The organism is Aeromonas sp. QDB18, from assembly GCF_027705325.1.
GTDB lineage: Bacteria > Pseudomonadota > Gammaproteobacteria > Enterobacterales > Aeromonadaceae > Aeromonas > Aeromonas caviae.
Window position 1 is genome coordinate 107,184 of record NZ_JAPDBQ010000001.1, and the last position, 10,698, is coordinate 117,881.

Below are 10,698 nucleotides of genomic sequence, written 5' to 3' on the forward strand. Positions count from 1 at the left end.
CAGGCACTCGATAAAGGATGCGAAGGGGGCAGTATAAAGAGTCGCGCCCTCCTTGCCTATGACCCCCCTCACGTTACGCCCCGGCTCAGATGACCAAGGGGTGGGGATCCTCCAGCGTGGCCAGATCCAGAGTCACCAGATCGAACTGGGCACTCCTGAGGGCCTTCTGGATGGTGGGCTGCATGTCGAACACCAGGGCCCGCAGCCGTTCGGGCACCCGGATCCTCGCAAGGGTGGTGACCCTGTCACCCAGGGTATGGAAGAAGACCTGGGCTCCCCCCAGCCCCATGTCCACCAGCATCTGCTCGGCCATGTCGACCATCCGCAGGTGCCGCCTGTCCAGGGAGGCCATATCGACAAACCGCCGGCTCAGGCAGGCCTCCCCCACGTCTCCCCAGAGCGCCAGTTGCCGCTGGTGAAAGCCGTAGCGAAAATCCCGGTTGGTCATCCCCTGCTCGGCAAAGATCCAGAGGGTGTTGGCGGGCAGGCTGTGGAATCGGCGCAGGTATTCCCGTTTCTCCTCCACCGAGGCCGACATCAGCAGCGGCGGGCCCTCTTCATGTTCGAGCTGCTGGCAGAGGTAGCGCACCGGGTCGGTCACCTCGGCGAGGTGGCCCAGATGGGCGCTGAAGATCATCTCGTCGGTCTTGAGCACCTGATGGGGGATGCCGTAGTGCCGGCAGTAGCGCTGTGCCCTGGCCACCGACTGGCGGCTGAGGGTGGGGTTGTCCAGGGTGATGGCGCGAAATCGCACCCCGCTGGCCCGGCACAGATCCATGCTGTAGCAAGATTCCAGTCGGCCGGAGAAGGAGACAAGCAGTTCGCTGTAACCGGCCAGGGTGTTGATGAGCCTCTGTTCCCTGGCTTGAAAGGTCTGATCGTATCCCCGATGCAGCGCAACGACATTGGCATCCATAACAACAACTCCGGATGATGAACTGGATACCATTTTGCCCGCACCAAGCTGAATATACACTTAAAGAGCATGGATAAAGCTGTACGTTATTTGCCCTCAATCAAGGTTTTGCCCACTTTTTTCGCTGCGAAGCGAAACTGGCTCTCCTCAGGCAGGCAACAACCCCTGAGCGATCAGATGCGCCCGGCACCGGGCCGGATCGGTGAAGATCAGCCCCCGCAGACCGAGCGCCTCGGCCGCCGCCACGTTGGCCGGGCTGTCGTCGATAAAGAGGCACTCCCCAGCCTTGAGGTCGAACGACACTAGCAGATAGCGGTAGATGTCGGGCTCAGGTTTGAGCATCCGCACCCGGGCCGACACCACCTTGCCGCTGAAGAAGCGCCAGAAGGACTGATGCTGCTCCAGCCAGTCGATGCTGGCGTGCCCCATGTTGGAGAGGGCATAGAGGGTGTGGCCTGCACCGTGCAATTCTTCGATGAGCGCCACCATGGCAGGATCCGGCACAAGGGAGGACGGCACCGCCTGCAAGATGGCCAGATTCTCCGCCATCGACAGGCCGGTGCGCCCCTGCGCCTGACGGGCCATGGTGTGCAGGGAGAGGGTCCCCCTGTCCACCTCCAGCCAGTCCGGGTGGTTGAACAGCTGCTCCGCGATCCCAGTCGCCCCCTCGGGTCCGCGCACCCCACTCACTATGGCCACCGGATCCCAGCGCACCACCACCCTGCCCAGATCGAAGATCACCGCCATCGTCTCGTCCCCTCTATGTGTTGTTGCCACGGATGTGGTCACGGCGGTTGCCACAAACAGGGACCAGAACGACGCTCACTCCCCCTCGGCAACCCGAGCCACCACCCTGCCCCGTTCAACGCCCCCGGGCAAGTTTTACTTGCATCGCACCGCCAAATCCCTTAATGGTTATGGCGTTACATTCAGGACACGCCCATGAACACACCATTCTTCTTTGTTTTCTCGTTTACCCGGCCCACATGAGGGAAGGCCCGTCGTCACGTGAACCATTCGCGTAAACAGAAACCAAAGACGAATCGAGCCTCCCCAGCGGAGGCTTTTTTTTGCACCACACACCACAGAATCACTGGATAGGGAACCACCATGGCAACGCTCGACGAGATCAGACACGACATCACCCAGTTGGATCAGGAGCTGCTCGCCCTGCTGGCCAAACGCAAGACCCTCAGCATCGAGGTCGCCCGCGCCAAGCAGGCCAATCCCCGTCCCATCCGTGACCACCAGCGCGAGCAGGACTTGCTGGTCGCCCTGATCCAGAAAGGGCGCGCCCTCGGACTGGATGCCCAGTACATCACCCGCATCTACCACACCATCATCGAAGACTCCGTGCTCTCCCAGCAGGCCTACCTGCAGAGCCTGCTCAACCCCCAGCAGCAGGAGCCCATGACCAGCGTTGCCTACCTGGGACCGCGCGGCTCCTACTCGAGCCTGGCCGCCCGCAAGTACCTAGCCCGCTACAAGGATCAGGTGTTCGAGGTGAACTGCCAGAACTTCCGCGAGGTGCTGGACACCGTGGAGTCGGGCCGCGCCGCCTTCGGGGTGCTGCCCATCGAGAACACCAGCTCGGGCTCCATCAACGAGGTGTACGACGTGATGCAGCACACCACCCTCTCCATCGTGGGTGAGCTCACCTATCCCATCGAGCACTGCATCCTCACCGCCGTGCCCACTGAGATCGAACGCATCAAGACCTTCTACGCCCATCCCCAGGTGTTCCAGCAGTGCTCCCATTACCTCAGCAAGCTGGAAGGAGCGCGCCACGAGATCTGCGACTCCTCCTCCAGCGCCATGATGAAGGTGAAGGAGCTGGCAAGCCCGGAAGCGGCGGCCATCGGCAGCGCCGCCGGCGGCGAGCTCTACGGCCTGGACGTGCTGGCCGAGCAGCTCGCCAACCAGAAGGAGAACTACAGCCGCTTCATCGTGGTGGCGCGCAAGCCCATTGACGTTGCGCCCCAGATCCCGGCCAAGACCACCCTCATCATGTCCACCTCCCAGAAGCCGGGCTCCCTGGTGGAGGCGCTGCTGGTGCTGCGCAGCCACGAGATCAACATGACCAAGCTGGAATCCCGTCCGGTGCAGGGCAACCCCTGGGAGGAGATGTTCTACCTGGATGTCTCCGCCAACCTGCAGACCCCGGCCATGCAGGCCGCCCTGCTGGAGCTGACCAAGATCACCCGCTACATCAAGGTGCTGGGCTGCTACCCGAGCGAAGACGTCAAGCCGACCGCCGTGCCGCCCGTCTTGATGGGAAGCTGATGGGGAGCGGATCCCGCCCTTCCCTTCCGGCGTTAAACCGCCCTCCACCCCCTTCCTCGTGGACCCGGGATCCTGGCGCTGCTGTCTTTCCACTCACCATCAGGCCATCTTCCTCCCGTTGCGGCCTCCTTTTGCCGCCTGCCGGGCCTTTCTATCGTTTGACTTTATTTAACGACATGGCAGCATCGTTAGATTTCCCTAAACAAAAAAGGCCGCCATTCCGGCGCCCGGGCACCTCTTGTGCGATCTCAGCCCCTTTTTTCCTCGCTACAGGCCGGATCCCGCCCGGCACCTCAACCCCGTTTCTCCTGCCGAAGACCAGCTCCTCCCAAGACGCCAACCCCGGTTATCCTCCCCAGGCCCTATCCCGTCCAACGCGGCAACCCCGGTTATTCCCCGCAGATCCGAGCCCCTTCCCGACCAAACAAAAAGGCGAGCCTGCGCTCGCCTTTGTCTGTGCCGTGATGATCGCCCGGCTCATCCGGCGCCCCCCGGACCCGCCCTAGAACTGGCCCGCCATCAGCTGGTTCAGGTGATAGAGGTTGCGGGTGTCGAGCTCCAGCTCGGTGGCATAAGTGTTGCCGCGGGGATAGGTCGCCACCACCCGGGCACCGCGCACCATGCCCGCCACCGACACATCCAGGGAGTTGGAGGTCTGGGTCAGGTCCTTGTAGCTGCTCTGGCCGCGCACCTGCTGGCCGTTGAGCTGCTCCGCCAGCTCCCGGTAGGCGTCCATCTTGGAGGCGCGGATCGCCTGCAACATCTTCTCGGACTGGGAGGGACCGGGCTGGATGTCGATCACCGCATAACCCACCGCCTTGAGCACCGGGAAGTCATCGGGCTTCTCGCCCACGTCATAGTTCACCACCCGGTTGCCACTGCACGCCGTCAGCAACATGGCCATCAGGCAACCCAACAAGATTTTCATCGCTGTTTCCCCGTTTTCCTGTTCACCACACCCGATGTGTCACGGCTCAATGTCAGCCAGCCCGCTTCACGCTTCATGACGCGCCACCTCAAGGGGTCAGGTTGACCAGATGGCCGGACGGGCTCTGGCCCCCCCGCATCAGGTAACCGCGATTGATGGAGGCCCGGCCAAAGGAGTTGCTGGCACCGGACAAATATTGTTTCGGGATCAGGCTCTGGGCCGTGGTCTCCACCATCTTGGTGCGCAGATCGATGATGCGGGCGTTGACCAGGATCCCCTGCTGATTGCGGCTGAAGGTGCCGGTCAGGATGCGGGAGATGGGCAGCCGGGACGAGAGATCCTTGTAGTTGCGGCTCATCACGAAGTCCCCCTGCGGGGTCACCTGGATGTTGCCCGTGGTCTTGAAGTCCACCACCACCTCACCGCGCCGGTTCAGCTCGTAGATGAAGCTCTCCTCGATCTGCTGCCCTATCCAGTTGGTGTCCTTCAGGGTGTCGAGATCGACAAAGGAGGCGACCGCAATGGGCTCGGTCAGGGTCGTGAGAGACTTGCGCTCCATCAGCTGATCCGTCATGCGGGCCACCAGCCAGTTGAGCTCCATCCCCTTCGCCGCCTGGCGAGGGTCTCCCAGCTCCCGATTGATGGGGTCGGCCGACCCGCAACCGACCAATGCCAGCGCCACCGCCAGCACCGTGATAACTCTCTTCATGGATACCTTTCCTGTATCTGCACCTGACCTGTTATCGGTCGCAACCGCCAACACTTGAGGCGGGAATGCGCGCAGGATCCTCGATGATCCCCGGGCAGAGGCGCGCACTGTGCCACCGGAGCCCACCGCGCGGGCTCCGGCCAGGGAAGAAGGCATGGTTCTTGCTTTTATTTGGTCACCCGCTCCGGTGCAGACCGGATCTGTGTCCAGGATCCCTGACCCGCCCCACCGGCGGCAGCGGGGTCGCCCACTCAAGGTGTTTGTTATGAAAGTTTCGCTGCTGTTCACCCTGCTGCTGGCCAGCCTGTCGGCCAGGGCCGAACTTATCGAGGCCCAGGGCAGTGCCGCCATTCTGGGGGGCGACGAGGTCTACGCCCGCGAGCAGGCGACCCGCGACGCCCTGCGCCAGGCGCTGCTGGCCAGCAGTGCCTCCGTCTCCAGCATCCAGCGCCTGGAAAACGGCAGCCTGCGCTCCGAGCAGATCCAGATCCGCTCCGGCGGCGACATCCGCCAGTACCGCCTCAAGCGCGAAGAGGTGCGCAACGGCCGCATGTACATCACCCTCGTGGCCGACATCCAGGCGGAGCGGCAGATCTGCCAGACCCAGCACTACGCCAAGGATTTGACGCTGGTGCGCCTGCGCATGCGCTACCCGGACCAGGCAAGCACCGGTGCCCTGGACGACATGCCCGCCGATCTCTCCCGCCGGCTGTTTGAAACCCTGGCGACGACGCCCCAGGTGGTCGCACGCCAGTGGCTGGACGAGAACCTGCGCATCGACCCTCTCCATCTGCAACAGGGGGATCGCAGCGCCCTCGAGGAGATCAAGGCCCTGAGCCTGCGCACCGACAGCCAGTATCTGGTGCTCGGCAGCATCGACGACCTCTCCCTCGAGCCCCAGGGCAACGCCCTCACCAGCTGGTATGAGGATCCCGTGCGCAACTTCTCCATGCAGCTCTACCTGTTCGACGGCATCAACGGCAGCCTGCTCGGCCGCAAGGAGTACAAGGGACGCGCCAACTGGACCTTCTCCAAGCGGGAGCAGGTGGGCAGCAGCGGCGGCCAGTTCTGGCAGTCGAGCTTTGGCCAGGAGGTGGGCTACCAGTTGAAGGAGGCGGCCCAGGACATCGCCGCCGAACTCGCCTGTGCCCCCGTCACCGCCCGGATCGTGGCCCAGCACGAGCGCGGCCCCCACATCAACCTGGGCCGTCGCAACGGGGTCAAACTCGGGGACCAGTTCCGGGTCCAGCACAGCGCCGACTTCGTCGACCCCTATGGCAAGTCCAGGGTGATGCGCAACCCCGCTGACGGTCTGTTCGAGGTGGTACAGGTGTTCGAGGATGGCGCCATCATCAGCAGTCAGAACAAATATTCGCCGTTCAATGTCCAAATCGGTGACCTGGCCGTATTGGAATAGGAATCAAGGGTTTAAAAGCACAATGCTTCTTGTATAATGCCCGCCACAAGGTTCCCGTAGCTCAGCAGGATAGAGCGGTCCCCTCCTAAGGGACAGGCCACTGGTTCGACTCCAGTCGGGAGCGCCATATAAAACAAGGGGTTGGCATCATCACGATGCCAACCCCTTGGTCGTTTTTGGCCTGGGGTACCACACGGGGTACCACAGCGTGCATTCCATAGCTAGAAACCAGAGAGACAAATAAGTCTCATTTGAATTGATTTCAGATATATATTATCTCCATGAACCTACCCAAGGGACTGCTCTGTGCAGTCCCTTTTTCATTGGAGATTTCTCATGGCTCACCTGATCGATACGATGGCCTACACCGGTCAAACGCCCTGGCATAGCCTTGGCAATGTTTTGCCCCCGCAACAATCCCTCGATATCTGGCTACAGGCAGCCGGCATGGATTGGACCATCGAGCAGAGCGACGTGATGTTTAACGTCGCCTCCGATGCGCTGCATATTCGCCCCTACAGCGATAGCAAGGTGCTTTATCGCTCCGATACCCTCGCCCCCCTATCGGTGGTCTCAAGTCGTTACAACGTGGTACAGCCTCACGAGGTGCTGCACTTCTATCAAGACCTGGTGGAAGCCGGTGGCTTTGAGCTGGAAACCGCAGGCTCGCTCAAAGGTGGCCGCAAACTGTGGGCACTGGCTAAGACCGGCCAGGATCTAAAACTCAAAGGCAATGACTTGGTAAAATCCTATCTGCTGCTGGCAACTAGCTGCGATGGCACGCTCTGTACCACGGCGCAGTTCACCTCGCTGCGAGTGGTCTGCAATAACACCCTGCAGATGGCACTGCGTGGCTCTACCGGCGCCATCAAGGTGCCCCACTCCACTCAGTTCGATGCGGCGACCGTCAAAGAGTCGCTCGGACTGGGGCTCTCCCATTGGGATGAGTTCAAGGCACAAACCAAGGCGCTGGCACAACGGCTAGTCGCCCCTGAAGAGGCGCTACGCTTTTTCAGCGACTTGCTGGCGCAACCGCTGGATGAGGAGAGCATCATTCTCACCAAGCCGGTACAACGGCTGCATGAGCTCTATCAGGGCGCGGGGATGGGCTCAGAGCTTGCCAGCTCTCGCAATACCGCCTGGGGGCTGGTCAATGCGGTCACCGAATACGTGGATCACCACCGCCGTGCCCGCAGCCAAGATCACCGGCTTGATTCCGCCTGGTTCGGTCAGGGCGCCCAACTCAAATCCCAAGCCCTGAATCAGGCACTCACTCTGCTGCAGTAATTACGCTTCCCCATTCAAACCGCATAACGAACTCACCCGGACTGGCGTAAGCCAATCCGGGCGTCGCCATTTATGCCGTCAACAAGGAGTCGTCATGAAAGCAAAAGCCAAGTATGGCCAAGCCCTGCGGCTGGCCTCCACTCCCCAGTTAACCCGCGAGCAGTGGCTCGCTATCCGTAAACTCGGCATTGGTTCCTCCGATGCTGCCGTCGCAGTGGGGCTCTCCCCCTACAAATGCCCGCTCAGCCTCTGGCTGGAGAAGACCGGTCGCAAGGAGCCGGAGGATATATCCCACAAGGAAGCGGTGCTGTGGGGCATTGAGCTGGAGCCGGTGTTGGCGCAGGTCTATGCCAAACGCACTGGCTACAAGGTGCGCCGGGTCAATGCGGTGCTGCAACACCCCGATCAACCCTTCATGCTCGCCAACCTCGACCGAGAGGTAGTCGGCCATCCCGATGGGCCGGGCATTCTGGAGATCAAGACCGCCAGCTATCACAGCGCCCCCCAGTGGGAGGAAGGGGTGCCGGTGGCGTACCAGTGTCAGGTACTCCATCAGTTGGCCGTCACCGGCCATGCCTGGGCTGAGGTGGCAGTGCTGATCGGCGGCCAGGATTTTCGGATTTACCGCATCGAGCGCGATGAGGAGAAGATCCAGGATCTCACCGAGCGGGAAGCGCAGTTCTGGCAGATGGTGCAACAAGACCACCAGCCAGAGCCTGACGGCTCCAGTGATGCAGCCAATGCCCTGAGCTGGCTGTTCCCGCGTGACGATGGTCAGACGCTGGATCTCTCCGATTCCCCCGAGTTCAACCTGCTGTTTGGCGAACTACTGCGCTTGCGTCAGCAAAAGGAGGCTGTCGAGCAGCAGGAGTCACAACTCAAGCAGCGGCTGCAAGCCACCTTGGGTGAAGCGACAGCCGGGTTGTTTGCCGATGGCAAGATCACCTGGAAGCGCAGTAAAGACCGGCTGGCGCCGGATCTCGATAAGCTCGGTCAGGATCATCCCGACTTGCTCACCCGTTATGTCAAACCGGTGCCCGGCGTGCGCCGTTTTACCATTCAACCCTTGAGGCAAACACCATGATCAAAGGACTGGCGATCACCCCGCCCGTGATCGGGCGGATCTGCATCGACAAGCTGGTGCAAAAACAGGATAAGTGGGTGCCGGAGAAGGACGACAGTTTCACCCTCACCACCCAGATACAACAAAAAGGGGGATGGTTGCTCCATCCCCTGCATCAACACTACTCATCGCAAAAAAGTGGCCAAGGGCAAGAGCAAACCAAGATCCGCGCCATTCCAGTGAGGGTGCTGTTCAACGATAGCGACTTGAATCTGCGGGCGGAATACAGCGCGTTTGACCGGCAAACCGGCAGGCCGCTCTGTGTCGGGAATGGGGAGGTGGCGAGACGTGTGGGGGCGCAAGGCATGGAGGAGGTCAGCTGCCCAGGACCAGAGCGCTGCGCCTTTGCAGGGCAACAGGGCTGCAAGCTGTACGGACGACTGAACCTGTTTGTGGAGGGGCAAGGGGATGAGCTGGGTAGCTTTATCTTCCGCACCACCGGCTACAACTCGGTACGCACCCTGGCGGCGCGACTGAAGTACCTGGAGGCTGTGAGCGGGGGCCATACACGCTATCTGCCGCTCACCCTGCGGTTGCGGGCCAAGAGCACCACCCAGTCCTACCGCACACCGGTCTACTACGTGGATTTGACGCTACGGGAAGAGACCAACCTGACTGAGGCAGTTAGGCTGGCACAGGAGGCGGCCCAACGTGACCAAGAAGCAGGCTTGGCCATCGAGCAGATGGAGCAAGCTGCTCGTGACTTGCTGCGTAATGGCCAGTTTGAGGATATTGATGAAGAGGTACCGATGCTGCTGGAGGAGTTCTATCCTGAGCCAGAAATGATAGCGTCATCTTCCACCTCACAGCCTTTGGCAACCGTAACAGCACCAAAACGCCTCAGCCCTCGTTCCTCGCCCCTGACCAGTAAACTGGGTAAAAACGCGGCCCCTTCACCGCCTACGCCTGAGCCACAAAGCCAATAACTTACATTGGCATCTTGTTACATCCAATCAAATCAATCAGTAGCACAATATTCTGCTACCCATCACGACGGGACGTTTATCACAAAGCGTCCCGTTATTTCTCTCCATCGCTGGTTTGGGGTCAATAGATCAAGCCCTAGTGACACTCACGAAATCGGCACTCATTTCATCTATTTCCCTCCATTTTCAGGTCAAGAAGGTCTCTTCGAGACTTTTGACCATGGGGGTCAGTGTACCTTGCCCTATTGACCGGGAGGAGGCCATGGCACTGGTAGGTTACGCACGTGTTAGTACGGGAGGTCAGAGCCTTGAAGTCCAGCTTCGAGCACTGGCTGAATGCAATAAAGTTTTCCAGGAGAAGGTTAGCGGTGCCAGTGATGATAGGCCACAGCTTGCTCTCCTCTTGGATTATGTGAAGGAGGGAGACGTGGTGATGGTTACCAAGCTGGATCGTCTGGCTCGTAATACTCGTCACCTATTGGAAATATCAGAATTTCTACAACATAAGCAAGTTGCATTACGGATATTGAATCTGGGGATAGATACCTCAACACCTACTGGCAAGTTAATGCTCACCATGATCGGTGCTATCGCAACATTCGAACGAGAGTTGATGTTGGAGCGGCAAGCTGAAGGAATTGAGTTAGCCAAGCGACGAGGTGTTTATAAAGGCCGTAAGCCTACCGCAATGGCAAAAGGTAATGAAGTTCTGGCATTGGTTGCCAAGGGGTTACCCAGAGCTGAAATTGCCAAACGCACGGGGATCAGTATCTCCAGTGTGCAACGCATTCTCAGATCTCAGAGCAACTGAAAAAATAGTGTGGTTTACCGTTTCTGACTATAGCCATACACATCTATTTTATCATAGTTATTCAGTGAGATAAAAAATGAAAAAGCTGACATTCTGCTTACTACTAACGCTTATGTCTGGAAGTCAATCAATACAGGCGGCGGAGCCATTCACAGGCTTTCTGCCTGCACTAGTGCAGGACAAAACAGGAAAGCCATTTTGGTGCAACGCACATTTAAATTCCTGATTACCCATGATTAGCAGTCACCACGAGCTATACTGATCTTACGTACAGTTACTGAGGTGCGAGATCATGGCC

The 10,698-nt window shown here is 59.8% G+C and carries 10 protein-coding genes, 1 tRNA gene and 1 other annotated feature; of the genes, 7 read left to right on the forward strand and 4 right to left on the reverse strand.

Features of this window, described 5'->3' with window-relative positions:
- Window positions 1-85: 85 nt before the first annotated feature.
- Together OKC30_RS00515 and OKC30_RS00520 are read right to left on the reverse strand one after the other, a co-directional pair.
- Window positions 86-916, reverse strand: coding sequence for a hypothetical protein (locus OKC30_RS00515; RefSeq protein WP_143237946.1), 831 nt, complete (start codon window positions 914-916; stop codon window positions 86-88).
- Window positions 917-1,063: 147 nt separating this feature from the next.
- Window positions 1,064-1,663 (reverse strand): HAD family hydrolase, encoded by a 600-nt coding sequence (locus OKC30_RS00520; RefSeq protein WP_143238388.1) that lies wholly within the window; start codon window positions 1,661-1,663, stop codon window positions 1,064-1,066.
- Between the two features lie 191 nt (window positions 1,664-1,854).
- Window positions 1,855-1,988, forward strand: a sequence feature (Phe leader region).
- A gap of 38 nt (window positions 1,989-2,026) precedes the next feature.
- On the opposite strand from OKC30_RS00520, the gene pheA reads away from it, so the two are divergent.
- Window positions 2,027-3,199, forward strand: coding sequence for a prephenate dehydratase (pheA, locus tag OKC30_RS00525; protein WP_270661247.1), 1,173 nt, complete (start codon window positions 2,027-2,029; stop codon window positions 3,197-3,199).
- Between the two features lie 502 nt (window positions 3,200-3,701).
- On the opposite strand, the gene OKC30_RS00530 is transcribed toward pheA, so the two are convergent.
- Window positions 3,702-4,127, reverse strand: coding sequence for an LPP20 family lipoprotein (locus tag OKC30_RS00530; protein ID WP_010673311.1), 426 nt, complete (start codon window positions 4,125-4,127; stop codon window positions 3,702-3,704).
- A gap of 88 nt (window positions 4,128-4,215) precedes the next feature.
- A complete protein-coding gene (locus OKC30_RS00535; protein WP_270661226.1) occupies window positions 4,216-4,836 on the reverse strand; it encodes a FlgO family outer membrane protein in 621 nt (206 codons plus the stop codon).
- Between the two features lie 265 nt (window positions 4,837-5,101).
- Here OKC30_RS00535 and OKC30_RS00540 point away from each other — a divergent pair, with 265 nt between their 5' ends.
- The 6 genes from OKC30_RS00540 to OKC30_RS00565 all read left to right on the forward strand — a co-directional run bounded on the left by OKC30_RS00540 (window position 5,102) and on the right by OKC30_RS00565 (window position 10,400).
- Entirely contained in the window at window positions 5,102-6,253 is a 1,152-nt protein-coding gene (locus tag OKC30_RS00540; RefSeq protein ID WP_270809511.1) for a flagellar assembly protein FlgT, read from the forward strand.
- 50 nt (window positions 6,254-6,303) lie between these two features.
- Window positions 6,304-6,380: transfer RNA gene (locus tag OKC30_RS00545), tRNA-Arg, on the forward strand.
- A 209-nt stretch (window positions 6,381-6,589) separates the two neighbouring features.
- Entirely contained in the window at window positions 6,590-7,540 is a 951-nt protein-coding gene (locus OKC30_RS00550; RefSeq protein WP_102989234.1) for a DUF932 domain-containing protein, read from the forward strand.
- Between the two features lie 94 nt (window positions 7,541-7,634).
- Complete coding sequence (locus OKC30_RS00555) at window positions 7,635-8,624, forward strand: YqaJ viral recombinase family nuclease (RefSeq protein WP_102989235.1); 990 nt, start codon at window positions 7,635-7,637, stop codon at window positions 8,622-8,624.
- A complete protein-coding gene (locus tag OKC30_RS00560; protein ID WP_270809512.1) occupies window positions 8,621-9,589 on the forward strand; it encodes a recombination directionality factor in 969 nt (322 codons plus the stop codon). Before OKC30_RS00555 ends, OKC30_RS00560 begins: the two co-directional genes overlap by 4 nt.
- A gap of 262 nt (window positions 9,590-9,851) precedes the next feature.
- Complete coding sequence (locus OKC30_RS00565; protein WP_102989237.1) at window positions 9,852-10,400, forward strand: recombinase family protein; 549 nt, start codon at window positions 9,852-9,854, stop codon at window positions 10,398-10,400.
- The last annotated feature ends 298 nt before the right edge of the window (window positions 10,401-10,698 follow it).

Excerpts from the sequence above, each read along its gene's own strand:
- OKC30_RS00555 (WP_102989235.1), top strand. The coding sequence starts at position 7,635 with ATGAAAGCAAAAGCCAAGTATGGCCAAGCCCTGCGGCTGGCCTCCACT.
- OKC30_RS00530 (WP_010673311.1), bottom strand. The coding sequence starts at position 4,127 with ATGAAAATCTTGTTGGGTTGCCTGATGGCCATGTTGCTGACGGCGTGC.
- OKC30_RS00565 (WP_102989237.1), top strand. The coding sequence starts at position 9,852 with ATGGCACTGGTAGGTTACGCACGTGTTAGTACGGGAGGTCAGAGCCTT.
- OKC30_RS00535 (WP_270661226.1), bottom strand. The coding sequence starts at position 4,836 with ATGAAGAGAGTTATCACGGTGCTGGCGGTGGCGCTGGCATTGGTCGGT.
- OKC30_RS00550 (WP_102989234.1), top strand. The coding sequence starts at position 6,590 with ATGGCTCACCTGATCGATACGATGGCCTACACCGGTCAAACGCCCTGG.
- OKC30_RS00520 (WP_143238388.1), bottom strand. The coding sequence starts at position 1,663 with ATGGCGGTGATCTTCGATCTGGGCAGGGTGGTGGTGCGCTGGGATCCG.
- OKC30_RS00540 (WP_270809511.1), top strand. The coding sequence starts at position 5,102 with ATGAAAGTTTCGCTGCTGTTCACCCTGCTGCTGGCCAGCCTGTCGGCC.
- pheA (WP_270661247.1), top strand. The coding sequence starts at position 2,027 with ATGGCAACGCTCGACGAGATCAGACACGACATCACCCAGTTGGATCAG.
- OKC30_RS00515 (WP_143237946.1), bottom strand. The coding sequence starts at position 916 with ATGGATGCCAATGTCGTTGCGCTGCATCGGGGATACGATCAGACCTTT.
- OKC30_RS00560 (WP_270809512.1), top strand. The coding sequence starts at position 8,621 with ATGATCAAAGGACTGGCGATCACCCCGCCCGTGATCGGGCGGATCTGC.